Origin of the sequence: Paraburkholderia ultramafica, assembly GCF_902859915.1 — a bacterium.
GTDB lineage: Bacteria > Pseudomonadota > Gammaproteobacteria > Burkholderiales > Burkholderiaceae > Paraburkholderia > Paraburkholderia ultramafica.
In genome coordinates, this window is sequence record NZ_CADIKK010000001.1 from 309,035 (window position 1) to 327,034 (window position 18,000).

Sequence of the window (18,000 nt, forward strand, 5' to 3'; positions counted from 1 at the left end):
GGAGCGGGTTGATATCTTTCCAATTATATTTTGGGTGTTATTGATATCAATTTTGGTATCGAGAGATGGGGCGGGATTTGGGCGGGGGTTTTGTGGATGGGTTTTTGCACGGGCAGATGGGGATCAGCATCCGAGGTGGGCGTTGAGGGTTGCGGAAGCCAGGTTAGATCATCGGCCATTGCCGCCGTTTGCGCTGGCTGGCGAATCGCACTCCAACGACCGCTTTGTGTAACACTGTCCAACCGGCGCCCACGGCCATGAAGCGACGGTCGCTCGACGGTGACATAGGGCTGAAACTCGACGCGTTTCGACCATTCGCCCCATTTGGTGTCGGCTATCCGAGAGTCAACGAAGCTATTATGCGAGGGTCGTATTCTCGCGAAAGTGCAATTGCCAATGATTGACCTATCAAACCATGCGTTAAAAGGCGCAGCCCAAGATCGTTGCTTTCTCTGCGGGGAAAAGTTTCCTATCGATCAAATTACACGGGAGCACGTATTCCCACGGTGGCTCCAGAGAAAGTTTGATATTTGGAATCGCCAACTGACTCTGGTAAACGGGACAAGGATAAAGTACCGAAGCTTCACGGCGCCGGCATGCGTTGAATGCAATGGAATATCGCTGTCCCGTATCAAAGACAAAGTCGCGAGTGCGCTTCCGTCGGGTGCCGAGGCGGTTCGTGCTCTGGGTCACGAAGTTTTGTACGTTTGGCTTTCGAAGCTGATGTTCGGCGCCTTGTACGTTGAGGCTCTCTTGCCGTCTGACCAGTCCAATCATCATGCAGGGCCAATCCTTCCGAGCATTGTCCTCGAAAATTTCCGGCACCTGCATTTCACGATGCAGGCAGCGAGGACCTCCATAGAATTTCACAGCTTTGAGACCAAATTCCACGCATCCGTTCTGGTGTTTCCTGTTCAGCAGCATCCTTCTGCCGCACATCGATTCATGTATCGCGATGACGTTGTGCACGGGTGTATCGCCGTCCGACTCGATACGGTAGGTCTTATTTGTGTTGCGGACGGTGGCGCCCAGGAACGGCTTGCTGAGGAAATCTTTCCCAAGCTCTTTAGCCACAACCTCCATCCGTTGCAGTTTGAGGAAATTTGCGCCAAGGTGTTTATGAAGGCGCGAACCCAGCAACTGGTTCCGAAGTACGTCACCGCCATCAGCCCCGGCCGCACCAGCGTTACTCAAATACCGTTTGGCGGAATGTCGGGCGGGATCTTTGGCGAGTGGGACCACGAACTTTACGGGCAAATGCTGGCCGACTTTACCAGGCAACCACTCGACATCGTCTCGCCAGGCGGGGGGCAAGTCGTAACGTGGATCGGCGACTACGACGAACCCGACGTAATTGACGTCCGTGCGCACCCGTGGCCGTAAGTCGTCGACGTGTTGCGGCAGACCGGGTATGGCGAGGCGCAGTTCCCCCCTTCGCAACTTCGCCCTCCAAAATATCTGCTACCCTCCCCCCTTCACCACCCCTTTGCATTCAACTCGATGGAAACCCCTTTCAATGATCGTGGCGTATCGGTCACGCGCAACGCACTGTCGTCCGCCGGCCAGGTCTTCCCATTGCGCGACATCGTCAGCGTGCAGGTCGTCACCGTACAGAAAAATAAAGCCCTACCCCTGACGATTTCGCTGCTCGGTCTCATCGGCCTGATTCTCGGCGCAATCTTCGGCTCGCCGGCGGGCATCGTGTGTGGCGTCATGCTGGTCGTGGTCGGCTGGCTCACGTGGGCGACCCAGGACATTACGCATCGTCTGATGGTGCAGACGACCAATGGTGAACGTGAGGCGCTCATGAGCATCGATCGCGAATTCGTCGAGCGTGTGAGCGCGGCCGTGCATGAAGCGAAAGCAGCGGCGGTCCAAAAGGCCTGAAGTTACTGGTCGTCAAATTGCACATCGGCGCGCGACATACGCATATCATCGCGCGCCGACACAGCCACCCGCGAACACGCATCCGCGACACAGCCGCCCACAGCGCCTGCCCCGCGTTAACACAAATTTGATCCGCGACACAGCAGCTTTTGCACGCCCTTGAGGCTCGCCTCGCTAGAGTAGACAGGTATCAACAACGCGCGCCGCCTCGCCGGATCGGCGCAACCATGATGCTCACGTCCGTCGCAACGTCCGCAACCTCCGTCCCACGCGCATCGCGCCTAGCCCGTCCCAAGCATCTCGCCGTGCCGCTCGTCATCATCGACGTTACCGTGCCCGGCACCTCGTCGGCCGACGGACGGCGCGCGTTGCACGCCGCGTTCGGGGACGATCTGCGTCTGTACATCGTTACCATCGACCGCCAGCACGAGCGCGTGACCTTCCGCGTCGAAGTGACTTCGCGCACCCTCGACGACGTGATCAGCCTGCTGACCACCACCCTCGATCGCGCCACGCTGGGCCACGCGCAGGCGACCGTGATCCGGCGTCCACGCGACTACTGACGCAACTACTGACGCCGATCAGCGTTTGCACAGGCAGGCCGCCCACCACGCACCAACTCCTTTACACATCTTTGCAATTGCACTCGAGTGACCGTGTAGAGTCGCCGCTTCTGTTATCGCGTGTTCCCTCGCACAGGCCTGCGCGAGCATCCGGCTTCCCCGCTCACACACCGCAGCGTTCCAGTGAGATTGCCGCCAACGCTGTCCGTCAGCAGCTCACGATGCAGCGCCTCGTCAAGGGACCGCGCCTTTTTGCGAAGCGTAATCTATGTCCCTGTCGTCTCCCAATGCCGCGCGCCGGCACGTTCGTCCGCAGTGGCGTGGCCGTTTGCATGCTCATTGGCGTCATCTGCGTGACCTCGCCGCCGTGGCGCTGCTGGCAGGCGGCGTGCTCGTCGCGCTGAACGGCTGCTCCGCCACCTTCCCGATTCCCACGCCGCCCGCCGCCAGTGCCGCGTTGATCAACGGCGGCAACGACGGCCTGCTGATTCCACTGCATGTTGAGCGCGCCGACGAGGATCACGCGCGTCTCGGCCTGCCGGTCCAGCTCGACGGCAAGCCGCTGTACGTCGCGTTGGACACGGGCACGCAAGGCGTGCGGATCCTGAAGTCGACGCTGCCGGGTTCGAACTACACGCGCGCCGGCGACGTGACGTCGTTGTCGTTCGCGAACGGCGCGCAAGTGGTGGGCGCAGCCGTCACGTTGCCGTTCAGCGTGGCCGGCACGAAGCCGGTGCCGATCGCCGCGCAAGCGGTCGACGTCGTGCGCTGCCTGCCGAGTGCGAAGCGTTGCGTCGCAATCGACGGCTACACCGGCGAATTCGGCTGGGCGTTCTCCGGGATTGCCGGCGTCGGCGCGGACCTGCGGAGCGATGGCTGCTGCACGCAGCCGCTGCGCGCGTTGCCGGGCAACATCGGTCAACGGTATCTGGTGCACTCGAACTTCGCCAAGCCCTACCTCGTGCTGAGTCCGTCGAGCGCGCTCACGAAGGACTACACGATGCTGCCGATGGCCGCATCGAAAGACGGCGCGACACAATGGCCGAAAGGCTGCGTGCGCGTCGCCGACAAGATGACCTTCTGCGCGCCGCTGGTGTTCGCCACCGGCAGCTCAGGAATGATCCGCATCGAAACGGACAAGGCGCCGAACTGGACCGGCGACGACGAGGTCGGCAAGGTGCTCAACCAAGGCAACTATGAGGCGGCGATCGGCGTGGGATCATGGGCGCACCGCTACGAGAGCGCGCAGGTCACGATCGTCAAGGCGCAGCCGGACACGAACCGCATCGTGGTCGGTTTGATGGCGATGCAGAACATCGACGTGCTGTTCGATTTCCCGCGCGGCCAGTTGGGTCTGTATGCGGCGAAGGCGAGCGAAAGCTTCGCGCCGTGATGTTCCGCTCAAAATAAACAAGGCCGTGCGGTTCAAACAATGAACCGCACGGCTTGGTCACGTGTCGAGCCATCAAGCGAAACAGAAACAGAAAAGCGCGCCGCCGTCACCCGAGATCGAGCGGATTCACCCGCCAGATATTGCGCGCATACTCGCCGATCGTACGGTCCGACGAAAACTGCCCCATCCCCGCAACATTCTCGATCGCGCTTTCGGTCCATGCGCGCCTGTCGACGAAGCGCGCATCCACCTCCTCCTGCGCTTTCACGAACGCGGCGAAGTCGGCCAGCACCATGTAGTGATCGCCCCAGTCGACCAGCGTGTGGAAGATGTCCGAGAAGCGCAACGGATCGTCCGGCGAAAAGAAACCGGTGCGAATCTGGTCGAGCGCCCTGCGCAGTTCCGCATTCTCCTCGTAGACATGCCGCGGCCGGTAGCCGCTCGCGCGCAGATCGTCCACTTCGTCGGCGGTATGGCCGAAGATGAAGATGTTCTCGCGCCCCACGGCATCGCAGATCTCGATGTTCGCGCCGTCCATCGTGCCGATCGTCAGTGCGCCGTTGAGCGCGAGCTTCATGTTGCCGGTGCCCGACGCCTCGGTGCCGGCCATCGAAATCTGCTCCGACAGATCGGCCGCCGGAATGATCAGCTCGGCCACGCTGACGCCGTAGTTCGGCACGAACACCACCTTCAGGCGGTCGCCGATCAGCGGATCGTGATTGACCTTCTCGCCGACATCGCCGATCAGCTTGATGATCGTCTTCGCCATCCGGTACGCGGACGCGGCCTTGCCGGCGAACATCACGACGCGCGGCACCCACTCGCGTTCAGGGTTCGCGCGAATCTGGTTGTAGCGCACGATCACGTGCAGCACGTTCAGCAGTTGCCGCTTGTATTCGTGGATGCGCTTGACCTGCAGATCGAACAGCGCGTCCGGATTGAAGTGCAGTTTCGTGTGCTGCGCAAGCCGCTGCACGAGTCGCAATTTGTTCTGCCGCTTCGCCTCGCGGAAGGCGTCCATGAAGCCGCTGTCGGTGCGCAGGTTGCGCAACTGCTCCAGTTCGAACAGATTGCTGCGCCAGTGCTGGCCGATCTGCTGATCGATCAGCGACGACAGCGACGGACTCGCCTGCGCGAGCCAGCGGCGCGGCGTGATGCCGTTGGTCACGTTGGTGAAGCGGTCCGGATAGATACGCGCGAAGTCGGCGAAGATGTCGCGGGTCATCAGTTGCGAATGCAGCTTCGACACGCCGTTCACCTTGTGGCTCGCGACGATCGCCAGATACGCCATCCGCACGCGCCGCTGCCCATATTCATCGACCAGCGAAATGCGGCGGATCATCTCGACGTCATGGCCCGAGTGCTCGCTGACGTGCTTGAGAAACTGCGCGTTGATCTCGAAGATGATCTCGAGATGCCGCGGCAACAGGCGCGAGAGCATCTCGACGTCCCACGTTTCGAGCGCTTCGGGCATCAGCGTGTGGTTCGTGTACGAGAAGATCTGCGTGACGTGTTTCCATGCCTTGTCCCACGGGAGGTGATGGACGTCCACCAGCAAACGCATCAACTCGGGAATCGCCAGTACCGGGTGCGTATCGTTCAGATGCACCGTGACCTTTTCGGAGAAGCGTCCGAACGTGCTGTGCGTGCGCTGATAGCGGCGAATCAGATCCTGCATGGTCGCCGACACGAAAAAGTATTCCTGGCGCAGCCGCAGTTCGCGGCCGGCCAGCGTCGAGTCGTCCGGATACAGCAGACGCGAGACGTTCTCCGACATGTTCTTCGCGTCGACCGCGTTGCGGTAGTCGCCGCGATTGAACGCGCCGAGATCGAGTTCATCGGTGGCGCGCGCCGACCACAGCCGCAGCGTGTTGGTCGCGTCGGTCGCATAGCCTGGAATCACGGTGTCGTAGGCGGTGGCGTTCACATGCTCGGTGTCGATCCATTCGACCTGTTCGCCGCGCTGGACCGTGCGGCCGCCGAAGTGGACCATATACTTGATTTCGGGTCGCGGAAACTCCCACGGATTGCCCGCGCGCAACCAGTAGTCCGGTGCTTCGACCTGCTCGCCGTCGACGATCTCCTGACGGAACATGCCGTATTCATAACGGATGCCGTAGCCGAAGCCCGGAATGCCGAGCGTCGCCATCGAATCGAGAAAGCAGGCGGCGAGCCGCCCGAGGCCGCCGTTGCCGAGCGCGGCGTCGGGCTCGATGTTGATCAGCGACTCCATATCGACGCCGAGGCTCGCGAGCGCTTCCTTCATCTGATCGTGGATGCCGAGCGCGAGTAACGCGTTCGTAAAGGTCCGGCCGATCAGGAATTCCATCGACAGGTAGTAGACGCGCTTCACGTCCTGTTCGTATTGCAGGCGGGTGGTTTTCATCCAGCGCGCGACCAGCCGGTCGCGCACGGCCAGCGCCGCCGCATGCAGCCAGTCATGCGGATGCGCGGTGACGGCGTCCTTGCCGACGCCGTACATCATGCGGTTGGAAATTGAGCGCCGCAGCGCGTCGACGGTACTGTTGAGCTGGTCGAATTCCAGATCGACGGCTGTCATCGAAGCCTCCGGGGAAAAAGCGACGCGGCATGCGCGAACCGCACAGATGACGGACGGGAGGCGCGTGCCGGTCAAGCGGGTTAACAAACAGAGTAGGACATTCTACGACTACCGCACATCGGCGCGCATAAGCGGGGGCTCACGCACATGCCATGCCCGGCGGCGCGGGCTGGCACAGGCTTGTACACGTCAGCGTGGCGGCATTTCGCACGTACGCGGTGCAGGTTGCGTGTGCGCGGCACTGAGCGCGTGCATCGGCCGGCACAAAACTGGCGAGCGGTTGCGAACGGCCAGAAGCATCTGGCTCGACGCACAGCATCATTATTTTTTTGCCGCGTGACGTGCCGATGAATCGGTCGATCGCTTCGGTACGTGGTCAAATCGGGCGCCTTGTCTACTGAACAGTGTGCCGAATAGCGTGTGACAGACTGCCGCGCCGCCCAGTTCAAAGTGGTCAGTTGGGCTTGACCGTTAGTTGCATTATGCCGAACCAAACGGAAGTCCCGCCTTGCCCGCGTCCCAGCAGAATTTCCACGTCTCTGCAACAATCGCTACATTTCACCGCGCGCACCGCCTCGACCGCTGGACCGGGCGACGCGCGCCTCACTCCACACAACCCTGCCGCTCGCGCGCCGAGTTTTTTCGACCGCTCGCCGCATCGGCACGCATAACCCGACGAGCCACGCCTTGTCCGACAAACTCAGCGCCACCGTCGCGCAGACCTTCCCGGCGGACGGCCCGATGTCCGCCGCCAACCGCCGCGCGATGGCCGCGATCATGCTCGCCGTTGCCCTCGCCACGCTCGACACCGCGATCGCCAACACCGCTCTGCCCGCGATCGCCGCGGATCTGCACGCGGCGCCCGCCGCATCGGTGTGGATCATCAACGCGTATCAGCTCGCGATGGTCGCGACCCTGCTGCCGCTTGCCGCGCTCGGCGATATCGTCGGGCATCGGCGGATTTATATCAGCGGCATTGCGCTGTTCACGCTGGCGTCGCTCGCGTGCTCGATGGCGTCGACGCTGCCACTGCTGGCCGCAGCGCGCGTGCTGCAAGGCCTCGGCGCGAGCGCGATCATGAGCGTGAATACCGCGCTGATCCGCTATCTGTATCCGCCGCATCGGCTCGGACGCGGCCTCGGCACCAACGCGCTGATCGTCGGCGTGTCGTTCGCGGTCGGGCCGACGGTGGCGTCGCTGATTCTGTCCGTTGCCGCGTGGCCGTGGCTGTTCGCGGTCAACGTGCCGCTCGGCCTGCTCGCATTGGGTTTTGCATGGCCGGCATTACCGCACACCGAGCGCGGCAAGCACAATTTCGATCCGGTTGCGGCGCTGCTCAATGTGATCACCTTCGCCGCGTTGATCTTCGCGCTCGGCGAGGCGGCGCAGCGGGCCTCGGCGCAACTGGTGCTGAGCGCGGCGGCGATTGCGGTGGTCTTCGGGCTGCTGCTGATTCGCCGTGAAGCGGGCCACCCGGCGCCGATGCTGCCTGTCGACCTGTTCAAGCGGCCGGTGTTCGCGTTGTCGGCGGTGACGGCCGTGTGCTCGTTCGCCGCGCAGGGTCTCGCGTTCGTATCGTTGCCGTTTTACTTCGAGGACGTGCTGCATCGCAGTCAGGTCGAAACCGGCTTTCTGATGACGCCCTGGCCCGTGGTGGTCGCATTGGCCGCGCCGCTGGCGGGCAGCCTGTCGGACCGTTATCCGCCTGGCCTGCTGGGCGCGATCGGTCTGGCGGTGATGTCGGCGGGGATGGCGTCGCTGGCGCTGTTGCCGGTGCATCCGCACGTGCTCGACATCGGCATCCGGATGGCGATTTGCGGGGCGGGTTTCGGCTTCTTCCAGTCGCCGAACCTGAAGGCGCTGATGGCGAGCGCGCCGCCGGAGCGCAGCGGCGGCGCGAGCGGCATCGTCGCGACCTCGCGGCTGCTGGGGCAGACCACGGGCGCGGCGCTGGTTGCGTTGAGCTTCGGGATTGCCGGCCGGCATGGTCCGACGCTCGCGCTCAGCACCGGCGCGTTCTTCGCCGGCGCGGCGAGCCTCGCGAGCGGACTGCGGCTGCTGGCGCCGTCGCATCGCGCGGGTGAGCATGTGAAAGCGTCGGCGAAATGAAATAAAAACGGGCGCGCTGTCATGACAGCGCGCCCGCTTCGTCAATCGACCACCGCTCAATGCGCCGCGAAATACCCCTTCACGGCGACGACAAACGTGTCGATATCGTCACGCGACACGTCTTTATGCGTGACGAAGCGCGACGCGTACAGCATCTGCGTGAGAATGCCGCGCTCCCTGAGCCATGCTTCGAGCGGCGCGCAATGCTGCTGCGGAAACTGCGCGAACACCATGTTGGTGGCGATCGACTGCACTGTCACCTGTTCGATGGCTTCCAGACCCGCCGCCAGATGCGCTGCGTTCGCGTGGTCATCGGCAAGGCGCTCGACGTTGTGATCCAGCGCGTACAGGCAAGCCGCCGCCAGCACGCCGGCCTGGCGCATGCCGCCGCCCAGCACCTTGCGCCAGCGGTGCGCCACGTCGATCAGCGCCTGGCTGCCGACCAGCACCGAGCCGACCGGCGCGCCCAGCCCCTTCGAAAAACAGATCGAAATGGAATCGAACGGCTCGCACAAAGCCGCGACCGGCTTGCCCGACGCGACTGCCGCGTTGTAGACGCGCGCGCCGTCGAGGTGGGTCGACAGGCCGCGCTGCCGCGCGAGTTGCACCGCCTCGGCGACATAACCCGCCGGCAGCACCTTGCCGCCGATGGTGTTTTCCAGCGCCAGCAGCCGTGTGCGGGCGAAGTGGTTATCGATCGGCTTGATCGCGGCGGCGATCTTGTCGAGCGGGATCGAGCCGTCGGCGGCATTCTCGAGCGGCTGTGGCTGGATGCTGCCGAGCACCGCTGCGCCGCCGCCTTCGTATTTGTACGTGTGCGCGAGCTGGCCGACGATGTATTCGTCGCCGCGCGCGCAGTGCGCCATCAGTGCCGCCAGATTGCTTTGCGTGCCGCTCGGGAAGAACAGGCCGGCTTCCTTGCCGGCGCGTTCGGCGAGCGTGGCTTGCAGACGCAGCACGGTGGGGTCGTCGCCCCAGACGTCGTCGCCCACTTCGGCGGCCGACATCGCCGCGAGCATCGGCGGGGTCGGACGGGTTACGGTATCGCTGCGCAAATCGATCATGGTGTGTCCCTGTGCGTCTGTGAATGACAGCCTATGACAGCCGGTCGGCGCGCCCTCCGTGCATCGACGGACGGATGCCGCGCCGGTAGTGTAGCCACGCATTTTGCTTTTTGCTTTTTGTTTTGTCATTGCTGCGGCGCAGCATCGCGAGCGGGTTGGCTACTGCTTCAGTGCTGGTGTCGGCGGCTGCCGGTGCGAATGATATCGGCGTGGAGCGGCGCGCTTCCGTTCGGGAAGGCCGATCAACAAACAACCTCGTGTCGCGGTCGCACTGCCCCGCGCCGCCGGCTGAAGTCAGACGGGAAACGCACCGGTTGACAGGTAACGGTCGCCGCGATCGCATATGACGAATACGATCGTGGCATTCTCCACGATCAACACGTCACCAGGCTTGATCTGAGCTCGACGCTCTGCACCCCTGATCATTGACAGCGCGGCCCGATCCTTGACGGACCGCGCGGGGGTTGGAGCCCTCAAGCTTGCCAACGATGACATTGTTGCGCGCGAATTGTCTCATCTGGCAGGCGAACCAGTTCAACCAATGGCGTGTTGCCAATCGTGGAGTCAATCGTGTTCTGGCCGTCATGACGTGGCGGCATTTTGCTTTTTTGGTTGTCGCTGTGTTTCACAGGCTCTGTTTTTTCAGGATTTGTTCATCCTGCTCCTCTGACCTCCCGCGGCATCGGGGAAATGCTCGCGCCGGCCGGCATGCACGCGATATCGGCAGGACGGCGCCCTGACCACGACCGTCGCAGCAGGCTCGGAGCGACGGACAACGGATGGTCGATCCGCAACGTCATCTCCTGGAATAAGGAACGACAGCCCCAGTCCAACCAGAGAGAGAACGATCATTGCGACGAAGAAAAGCAACAGGTACAAATTGGCGTCCATATTGATCTCCAGCCGTGGAATTGATCAAAAATGTCGTGCGCGATCTATGGAGGCCAGCGTTGAGCGGCAACGTCGTCGTTTCGCCTATTGCTTCCGAAGACATGCGCTATTCCATTGCTTCACATTCGAAGCGGATAAGATCAATATATATCACTTCATGATATACATAATGGAAACGACTGCAATGCGATTGCCACCGACTGGCACCCGTCACGGACGATGCGGCGGTGACAGTGTCGTGGCATCATCGTGATGGGTAGGTGTGTTCGAACGCGCGAACGGCGTGAAGGAAAAAGGCGCAGTTTGCAAAGACAATCTGCCCCGAACGCGGTCGTCGCCCACACCCAAGGACTGTGACATTGCCTGAAGGAGACAACGGCCATGACGCTATCCAGCCTTTTTCGGCAACCGGCCGAACAACAGATCGCCAACCTGCCGCTGCCCTGCTCCTTGAGGCTTCCGGATGGCGAGCGCATTGGAGCGGCGCAGCCAAGAGTGTCGTTCGTTATCCGCGACATGCGGGCGCTCCTGCATCTGACGCAGGGCGAGATCGGGCGACTAGCGGAAGACTATGTGGAAGGCCGACTCGAGATCGAAGGCGATCTGCACGATCTGATGGCGACCGCGCCCGCGTTGCTCCGTCATGACCCGACCCAGGACGCGCACGGATGGCTGCAGAGCCGCGTCAATCGCGCCCGCCGCGCCGTTTGGGAGCGCAGCCACCATAGCCGGGCCGTGGACGCCGCGCAGATCCAGCATCACTACGACGTTTCCGATGACTTCTACGCCCTCTGGCTCGATCCGTTGCTCGTGTACTCGTGCGCGTACTTTTCAGCGCCGGGCATGTCGCTGGCAGAGGCCCAGCAAGCCAAGGTCGATCACATCTGCAAAAAGCTGATGCTGCGTTCCGGCGAACGCTTTCTCGACGTGGGCGCCGGTTGGGGCGCGCTGCTGTTGTGGGCCGCCGAGCACTACGGCGTCGCCGCGACAGGCATCACGCTGTCGAAGAACCAGCACGCCTATGTCAACCGGCTTATCGACCAGAAGGGGCTGCAGGGCCGCATCCGGATGCTGCTGCAGGACTACCGCGACGTCGACGAGTCCAGACCCTTCGACAAAATAGCTTCAGTGGGCATGTGCGAACACGTCGGCCGCCCAAACTTGCCCTTGTACTTCGCGAAGATGCACCGTCTGCTTCGGCCAGGCGGGATGTTGATGAATCACTGCATTACTGCTGGCCATCCCGATACGGTGCAACTCGACGGCGGCATGGGTGATTTCATCGACAAATACATCTTCCCCGGCGGTCAGTTGGTGCACGTGAGCGTCATGATGGATGCGATGACCCGGGGCAAGCTGGAACCGGTGGACGCCGAGTGCCTTCGGCCGCATTACGCGCGCACGCTATGGCATTGGGCCGATGCCCTGGAGGCCCATCTCGACGAGGCGCGCCGGATTCTCGGCCGCGATGCGGAAAAGGTCATCCGCGCGTACCGCCTCTACCTGGCGGGGTCGGCTATGGGATTCGAGCGAGGCTGGACGTCGCTGTTCCAGATTCTGGCGTCGCGCCCCGCTGACGTGACCGAACCGCGCGATCATTCCACTGCTCGCCTCGGCGTCGGGCAATGTGAATATCCGTTCAATCGCGCATATATGTATGCGCAGAGTTCAACCGCCGAAACACCGGACAAGGGACGCTCGTCGAGTTAGTTGACTTCGATGGCCTTCTCCACACGAGCATGTCGTCGTCTCATGCGAGACGCGACTGCACCGATGCAGGCAATCCGGCGACGGGCGCCTCGCCATGATGTCTATGACTTATTCATACGCAGCGGCGCGCAGACGTAGTTTTTTGTTCGTTCAGAACGCCTGATTCAAGACCTCTTGAAGTCGGACCGCTGCCATATCTCAAGAATCGCCCGACAGGCGGGGACAATCGGCGCTGGCTAAAAATGTTCGGCCGGGCGCGCCTTTTCGCCGACCTCCGACGTCCCGGCGACTACTGCGTCCGCACTGGTTTGCGGCCCCATGGTCACGAGCACGCTGCAACTGACCCGGTCCAGCAACAGACCATCATTTCTGCCACCCCACCAGCGCGCCAGACGGCTGGTATGACGATGTCCGACGACAATCAAATCGACCTTCAGGTCGTTCGCAAAGGACGCAATCTGATCCAATGGGTCACCGACGACGAAGTGCCCGGTCGCCCAGATTCCGCGCGCGGTGAGCTTCTTCAACCCTTCTTCGAGCACACTCTTGGCCGATTCGGTAATGAGATCGACCGGCATCGCGGAGGTAATGTCGGCCCCTTGCACCCACACGGAAGTATTAAGGACGGAGAGCACGTGCACTTCCGCCTTGAGTTCCTGCGCCAGCGAAGCGCCGTCCTTCAACGCGTGCTGTCCTTCGCGAGTTCCGTCGTAACAGAGAAGAATGCGGTTAAAGGTCGGCATGTCATTTCCCCTTGTGTTCTGCTTTCGCGGCAACGCAACAATCCACCTGGAAAAGGGCAGATGCGTCACGCTCGGGGACAGCTTTGGATTGCCGCCGAGCCGGCACATCACCCATTCATTGTATATCACCTTGTGATATATAAATCGCTCGGCGCACGAAGGCCCAAGCGGCCGCTGCACAAAGCGCTCAACTCCGCGGCCCGGCGAGTTTTTTACAAATCGGCTGACGAACACGGAACGCGCGATGGACAGCCGGCGCTCGGGCGGCCGCGCTGTGTTGCGCGTCAGGGTCTGCCCCGTCGAACTGCAAGCGCCACGCGTCGCCGAATGGCTTGAGTTGCCCGCGATGGCGTTCGGCCACCCGCGCAAGGCGCTGTTCGCCATAAGGAAGAGTGGGCGACATCTTGCTCTTGCCGAACAGAATCGCCTCGATTGCTTCGGGAATGCCGTGCCCGCGAATCTGCTCCGAACCGAAGCGCGCAATCAAGCCGACGATCAAACCGCCGATCACGGGCACCACGACAACCGCCAGCCCGAGCGTATGGCCGGCGGGCGAGCGGTCCGCCGGCCGATATCGTCTGAAAGAAGAATGCTTTTGTGAAGAAGCGGATCAGATGGAGCAGAAAATCGGCCGCGAGCGTACTCAGAATGCCCACAACCGCGGCAATGGCCGTGATCCGCCTGCCAGCCGCAGCCCTCTCTTCGCCTCTTCATATTGCATCATTCTGTGATGTAATGCGCGGCAAACAAAAAAACGCCCCAGCGAGCCCGGCTTCAAGACACCACCACGCGCCGGTGGATTCGTGTCGCTCTTTTAGATCATAGTGTGATATATATTGATCGTTAAGCGGTCGACGAAGCAAACAGACGGACGGACGCGATCGCGCTTCGGCATCGGAGGATCAAATGGTCATCTATAACGATTTCGAAATTAGCTATCTGCTGGTTGCCTTTGCGCTGCTCGGCATCATTCTGATCGGTGGTCTGCTCGATTCGCTGCACCTCAAAAATCTGCATCCGCGATTGGTGGGGGCAACGCCTGGCGCGCTTCCGGGTTTCGCCTTGATCGAAGCCGTACCGCTGTTCACCTGAGCACGCGGGAACGGCTGGCGCAAATCGCTTCGCAATCACGCAGGAACCGATGCTGGCGCCGTTTTCACGCATTCTCCTGTGCTACGACGCGACGGCACGCCTGAGGGACAACGGGCGCTACGCTGCGGCGCGATGCTTGCGCGGCAGTTGCAGGTCGAAACGCATCTGCTCTCGATACTGGATACGACTTGCTGGTCGAGTGGATTCGGCATTCTGGCGTCGATGAATTTCAGCGCCGCCGCAACAGATGTCGTTTCATCGTTCAATCCTTGACCGAACCGGGAGCCGCGAAATCTCAACGGGCAAACCGGATGGCTAGAGGCCCCAGATGATGTCCGCTTCGCTCTTGCGCGCTTCGCGCATCATGTCCAGAAACGGCCATGCCCGTTGCGAGAGTCGGTTACGCGATTCGCTGTGATTGCTGGCTGAACAATGCAATGGTTCGACGGTCGCTTCCGTCTTTGCATCGTCCGAGATTGCCGCTTCGAGCCGGCCAATTGCACCGGGTAGTTCAGCGTGCGTGATGACGCCGCGGTCATCGAGACGCTTGCCAATCAAACCCAGCAGATACTGAGCGAGATCCCGGAGCATGACGACATCCGGTGATGCGGTCGATTGAAAAGTAATCAGCATGATGACCCCCTTTTGAAGAGCACGCGGCAACCGTTTCATCGATCGGATTCCTATGCGGATTGCCCAGCGAAACGGTTCACGCTTCGTCGTACCTGCTTCAGTCCGTCTATGATTATTTTATATCACACCGTGATTGAATGAAACGGCGCATACGTCCGCACGCTTGAGCCGCGCCTGATCCGCGCGTCGCCGGACTCGTTCTTCAGGAAGCAATGACGCACCGCCCGTTCTGCACCGCAACAGGCCAAATCCGCGGTTTATATCATGTTGAAATATAATCACGACCACAGTGTATTCGCGTTACCAGGGTTTCCCCGGTAATGTCGGTCCCCGGATAATCGACTACTTCCCTGCCCCCTATCTTGTTCCGTTCCACTGCCCTTCGCTGGCTTGCCAGCTTCATCCCCGCACCGGTCTCCGTGAAATGGCAGGAACGCGCGCGCTCGTGTCTTGGCGCGCTGCTGGGCATCGCGTTCACTGGCGGCTCCATGTATTTGCTGCTGGGGCCGGCGGCGAACGTTCCGCTGCTGGTTGCGCCGATGGGCGCATCCGCGGTCCTGCTGTTTGCGGTGCCCGCCAGCCCGCTCGCGCAACCGTGGTCGATCATCGGCGGGAATCTCGTCTCCGCGACGATCGGCGTGACCTGCGCCCACGCAATCGCCGATCCGACCCTCGCGGCCGCGCTGGCGGTTGCGCTGTCGATCTGCGGGATGTTCGCGCTTCGCTGCGTGCACCCGCCGTCGGGCGCGGTTGCATTGACCGCGGTGCTGGGCGGGCCTGCGATCCATGCGCTGGGCTACCGGTTCGTGCTGGAGCCGATTGCGATCCAGTCGGTCGCGCTGCTCGCCGCGGCGATCGCCTATCACGCCGCCACCGGCCACCGCTACCCGCATGCGGGGCGCCAGGCTCGCGGCCCGGCCGGCAGCCCGGCCGACGACGCGTCGCGCGGAGGCTTCACACGGGCGGATTTCGAAGCCGTTCTGAAGCGTCGCGGTGAAATGCTGGACATCGATCCTGACGACCTCGAGTCGCTGCTGCGCGAAACGCAGCTGCAGGCCTTCGCGCGCGGCTTCAACGAACTGACTTGCGAAGACATCATGTCCCACCACGTGGTGTCGGTATCCGCGGCCACGCGTGCGACGACCGCATGGGCCCTGCTCAAGCGCAACAAGGTTAAGGCGCTGCCCGTCACCGATGCCGACCAGAATCTGGTCGGCATCGTGACGCGCGCCAACCTCGTCGATAAGCGGATTTTCAGCAAATTCTCGCCGCTCACCGCCCGCTTCGACGGCTGGCTTCGTGGCGACGCGCTCCGCACGCCGAGCGTCGGCAGCGTGATGAGTACCGAGGTCTGCACCATCAAGGCAACAGCGCCGATCACCGACCTCGTGCCGATGTTCGCCAACCACGGCCACCACCATATTCCGGTGCTCGACGCCGGCGGGCATCTGATCGGAATGATCACGCAGGTGGACCTGATCTCGGGCCTCTACCGGCAAACCGTGCTCAAAGCCCAACAGGTGGCATAGCGGCACAGCAATCGTCCGCCCGGCGCACGGCGACACGGATAAATACATCATTATGTGATATATTTGTCGATTATTTGCATTGACGGGCACCCCATGAAAGTACGGACTCGCGGACTGACCAAAGCCGACTTCGAGCAACTGTCGGAGTTTCGCTACCAGATGCGGCGTTTCGAGCGGTTCTCGGAACAGGCGGCCCAGAGCGAAGGCATTACACCGTTGCAGTATTTGTTGCTGCTGCACATCAAGGGCTATCCGGAGCGTGACTGGGCGACCGTCGGCGAACTGGCGGAGCGGCTTCAGTCCCAGCATCACGGTGTCGTGGCGCTGGTGTCGCGCTGCGAAGCGCTCAGTCTGGTGCGCCGCCAGGTCAGCGAAGCCGATCGCCGTCAGGTGGAAGTCCACCTTGAAAAAGCAGGCGAGCGCGTGCTGGCGAGACTGGCGGAACTGCACCGCGCCGAATTGAAATCGCTCGAGGGCGCTTTCCAGATTCCACAGATCGACTTCGACTAATCATGAGCATGGATTCCCATAAGCGTGACTTTTCGGCCAACGCCCGGTTGCCCGGTATTTTTGCGTTGGCCGCGTGCATCGGGGTGGTCAGCACGCTTGCCGCCTTCGTCTTGCTGAATCTGATTCATCTGTTCACCAATCTGTTTTTCTTCGGCACGCTGTCGTTTGCCGAACGTTCGCCCGCCAATCACACGCTCGGTCTTTGGGTGATCGGCGTGCCGGTGCTGGGCGGCCTGATCGTCGGCCTGATGGCGCGGTACGGTTCCGAAAAAATCCGCGGACACGGCATTCCCGAGGCGATCGAAGCGATCCTGTTCGGCAAGAGCAAGATGTCGCCGAAGGTGGCGGTGCTCAAGCCGCTGTCGTCCGGCATCGTGATCGGCAGCGGCGGCCCGTTCGGCGCGGAAGGCCCGATCATCATGACCGGCGGCGCACTCGGCTCGCTGATCGCGCAATGCGTGAAGGTCACGTCGGCGGAACGCAAGACGCTGCTGGTGGCCGGCGCCGGGCTGGGCGCGGTGCTCTCGCACTGGCTGCCGGGCAACCAGCCGGCCTTGTGGCCGCTCGTCTGCATGGCCGCCACCCTCGGCGCGACGCTCGGCGCACCGTTGACGGCGATCGTGTTCGCTTTCGGTCTGACTCATGACAGCAACGCGTTGCTGCCGCTTCTGACGGCGACGCTGATCGCGCACGGCTTTTCGACGGTGGTGATGCGCCGGTCGATCATGACCGAGAAGATCGCGCGCCGTGGCTATCACATCTATCGCGAGTACGGCGTCGACCCGCTCGAGCGTCACTATGTCGACGAGGTGATGACGGCGCCGGTCGAATCGATCGATGCCGGCATGACGGTCGGCGAAACGCTGCAAAGGTTCTTCGGCGCCAACCAGGTGCGCCGCGCCTATCCCGTCGTCCGCGACGGCGCGGTGATCGGCGTGGCCGACCGGGCCTTGCTCGAACGGTTTGGCGGCGACGACACAGAAGCCGCAGAAGCCAAACACGCGATGAATCTCGCCGACGTGTTCGGCCAGACGGCTGCGGCGTTTGCTTTACCATCCGAAACCTGCCGACTCGTCGCGACGAGACTGGCCGTGCACAATCTCGAACGATTGCCCGTGGTTGCCGAGCGCAACAGCATGCGCCTCGTTGGCATCGTGTCGCGCAGCGATCTGGTCAAACCGTCGCTCAGCCACTTCGAAGAAGAACACAAGCGGGAGCGTTTCCGGCGTTTGACGCCGTCGCTCGGCAAGCGGCGATTTGCGCCGGTTCGCAAAACCGGCTGACAACAGCAAGGCGGGTCGAGGTTGAGCCCGAAT

The 18,000-nt window shown here is 62.2% G+C and carries 15 protein-coding genes and 2 pseudogenes; 10 read left to right on the plus strand and 7 right to left on the minus strand.

The features are described 5' to 3' along the window. Positions 1-396: 396 nt before the first annotated feature. The 4 genes from HV744_RS01465 to HV744_RS01480 all read left to right on the plus strand — a co-directional run bounded on the left by HV744_RS01465 (position 397) and on the right by HV744_RS01480 (position 3,843). A complete protein-coding gene (locus HV744_RS01465) occupies positions 397-1,383 on the plus strand; it encodes a hypothetical protein (protein WP_175147782.1) in 987 nt (328 codons plus the stop codon). A 117-nt stretch (positions 1,384-1,500) separates the two neighbouring features. Next, positions 1,501-1,887 (plus strand): DUF6232 family protein, encoded by a 387-nt coding sequence (locus HV744_RS01470; protein ID WP_175147894.1) that lies wholly within the window; start codon positions 1,501-1,503, stop codon positions 1,885-1,887. Between the two features lie 305 nt (positions 1,888-2,192). Then, positions 2,193-2,450: a hypothetical protein gene (locus tag HV744_RS01475; protein WP_246278895.1), complete on the plus strand. Its 258-nt coding sequence runs from the start codon at positions 2,193-2,195 to the stop codon at positions 2,448-2,450. Positions 2,451-2,718: 268 nt separating this feature from the next. Then, positions 2,719-3,843, plus strand: coding sequence for a hypothetical protein (locus tag HV744_RS01480; protein WP_175147784.1), 1,125 nt, complete (start codon positions 2,719-2,721; stop codon positions 3,841-3,843). Positions 3,844-3,949: 106 nt separating this feature from the next. On the opposite strand, the gene HV744_RS01485 is transcribed toward HV744_RS01480, so the two are convergent. Continuing rightward, positions 3,950-6,403, minus strand: coding sequence for a glycogen/starch/alpha-glucan phosphorylase (locus HV744_RS01485; RefSeq protein ID WP_175147785.1), 2,454 nt, complete (start codon positions 6,401-6,403; stop codon positions 3,950-3,952). A 741-nt stretch (positions 6,404-7,144) separates the two neighbouring features. Here HV744_RS01485 and HV744_RS01490 point away from each other — a divergent pair. Beyond that, entirely contained in the window at positions 7,145-8,512 is a 1,368-nt protein-coding gene (locus tag HV744_RS01490) for an MFS transporter (RefSeq protein ID WP_175147895.1), read from the plus strand. A 56-nt stretch (positions 8,513-8,568) separates the two neighbouring features. On the opposite strand, the gene ltaE is transcribed toward HV744_RS01490, so the two are convergent. The 3 genes and pseudogenes from ltaE to HV744_RS01505 all read right to left on the minus strand — a co-directional run bounded on the left by ltaE (position 8,569) and on the right by HV744_RS01505 (position 10,467). Next, a complete protein-coding gene (gene ltaE, locus HV744_RS01495) occupies positions 8,569-9,576 on the minus strand; it encodes a low-specificity L-threonine aldolase (RefSeq protein ID WP_175147786.1) in 1,008 nt (335 codons plus the stop codon). 372 nt (positions 9,577-9,948) lie between these two features. Further along, positions 9,949-10,175 (minus strand): annotated as a pseudogene (locus HV744_RS01500) (hypothetical protein); the annotation flags it as partial. A 43-nt stretch (positions 10,176-10,218) separates the two neighbouring features. After that, positions 10,219-10,467 (minus strand): hypothetical protein, encoded by a 249-nt coding sequence (locus HV744_RS01505; protein WP_175147787.1) that lies wholly within the window; start codon positions 10,465-10,467, stop codon positions 10,219-10,221. Positions 10,468-10,848: 381 nt separating this feature from the next. On the opposite strand from HV744_RS01505, the gene HV744_RS01510 reads away from it, so the two are divergent. Continuing rightward, positions 10,849-12,177: a class I SAM-dependent methyltransferase gene (locus tag HV744_RS01510; RefSeq protein ID WP_175147788.1), complete on the plus strand. Its 1,329-nt coding sequence runs from the start codon at positions 10,849-10,851 to the stop codon at positions 12,175-12,177. Positions 12,178-12,413: 236 nt separating this feature from the next. On the opposite strand, the gene HV744_RS01515 is transcribed toward HV744_RS01510, so the two are convergent. Together HV744_RS01515 and HV744_RS01520 are read right to left on the minus strand one after the other, a co-directional pair. Continuing rightward, entirely contained in the window at positions 12,414-12,920 is a 507-nt protein-coding gene (locus HV744_RS01515; RefSeq protein WP_175147789.1) for a universal stress protein, read from the minus strand. A 394-nt stretch (positions 12,921-13,314) separates the two neighbouring features. Next, positions 13,315-13,588: pseudogene (locus HV744_RS01520) on the minus strand (chloride channel protein); the annotation flags it as partial. A gap of 238 nt (positions 13,589-13,826) precedes the next feature. On the opposite strand from HV744_RS01520, the gene HV744_RS01525 reads away from it, so the two are divergent. Next, a complete protein-coding gene (locus tag HV744_RS01525; protein ID WP_175147790.1) occupies positions 13,827-14,012 on the plus strand; it encodes a hypothetical protein in 186 nt (61 codons plus the stop codon). 315 nt (positions 14,013-14,327) lie between these two features. Here HV744_RS01525 and HV744_RS01530 read toward each other — a convergent pair whose 3' ends face one another. Further along, entirely contained in the window at positions 14,328-14,645 is a 318-nt protein-coding gene (locus HV744_RS01530) for a DUF1840 domain-containing protein (protein WP_175147791.1), read from the minus strand. A gap of 362 nt (positions 14,646-15,007) precedes the next feature. Between HV744_RS01530 and HV744_RS01535 the strand changes: the two genes are divergently transcribed. The 3 genes from HV744_RS01535 to HV744_RS01545 all read left to right on the plus strand — a co-directional run bounded on the left by HV744_RS01535 (position 15,008) and on the right by HV744_RS01545 (position 17,967). Further along, entirely contained in the window at positions 15,008-16,174 is a 1,167-nt protein-coding gene (locus HV744_RS01535; protein ID WP_175147792.1) for an HPP family protein, read from the plus strand. Positions 16,175-16,267: 93 nt separating this feature from the next. Further along, the gene (locus HV744_RS01540; protein ID WP_175147793.1) at positions 16,268-16,684 is read left to right on the plus strand and encodes a MarR family winged helix-turn-helix transcriptional regulator; all 417 of its coding nucleotides are present in this window, start codon (positions 16,268-16,270) and stop codon (positions 16,682-16,684) included. A gap of 2 nt (positions 16,685-16,686) precedes the next feature. Continuing rightward, positions 16,687-17,967, plus strand: a complete 1,281-nt coding sequence (locus tag HV744_RS01545; protein WP_175147794.1) for a chloride channel protein — start codon at positions 16,687-16,689, stop codon at positions 17,965-17,967. Positions 17,968-18,000 lie beyond the last annotated feature (33 nt).

Coding starts and splice junctions, on each gene's coding strand:
- HV744_RS01465 (WP_175147782.1), top strand. CDS start 397: ATGATTGACCTATCAAACCATGCGTTAAAAGGCGCAGCCCAAGATCGT.
- HV744_RS01470 (WP_175147894.1), top strand. CDS start 1,501: ATGGAAACCCCTTTCAATGATCGTGGCGTATCGGTCACGCGCAACGCA.
- HV744_RS01480 (WP_175147784.1), top strand. CDS start 2,719: ATGTCCCTGTCGTCTCCCAATGCCGCGCGCCGGCACGTTCGTCCGCAG.
- HV744_RS01485 (WP_175147785.1), bottom strand. CDS start 6,403: ATGACAGCCGTCGATCTGGAATTCGACCAGCTCAACAGTACCGTCGAC.
- HV744_RS01490 (WP_175147895.1), top strand. CDS start 7,145: ATGTCCGCCGCCAACCGCCGCGCGATGGCCGCGATCATGCTCGCCGTT.
- ltaE (WP_175147786.1), bottom strand. CDS start 9,576: ATGATCGATTTGCGCAGCGATACCGTAACCCGTCCGACCCCGCCGATG.
- HV744_RS01505 (WP_175147787.1), bottom strand. CDS start 10,467: ATGGACGCCAATTTGTACCTGTTGCTTTTCTTCGTCGCAATGATCGTT.
- HV744_RS01510 (WP_175147788.1), top strand. CDS start 10,849: ATGACGCTATCCAGCCTTTTTCGGCAACCGGCCGAACAACAGATCGCC.
- HV744_RS01515 (WP_175147789.1), bottom strand. CDS start 12,920: ATGCCGACCTTTAACCGCATTCTTCTCTGTTACGACGGAACTCGCGAA.
- HV744_RS01525 (WP_175147790.1), top strand. CDS start 13,827: ATGGTCATCTATAACGATTTCGAAATTAGCTATCTGCTGGTTGCCTTT.
- HV744_RS01530 (WP_175147791.1), bottom strand. CDS start 14,645: ATGCTGATTACTTTTCAATCGACCGCATCACCGGATGTCGTCATGCTC.
- HV744_RS01540 (WP_175147793.1), top strand. CDS start 16,268: ATGAAAGTACGGACTCGCGGACTGACCAAAGCCGACTTCGAGCAACTG.
- HV744_RS01545 (WP_175147794.1), top strand. CDS start 16,687: ATGAGCATGGATTCCCATAAGCGTGACTTTTCGGCCAACGCCCGGTTG.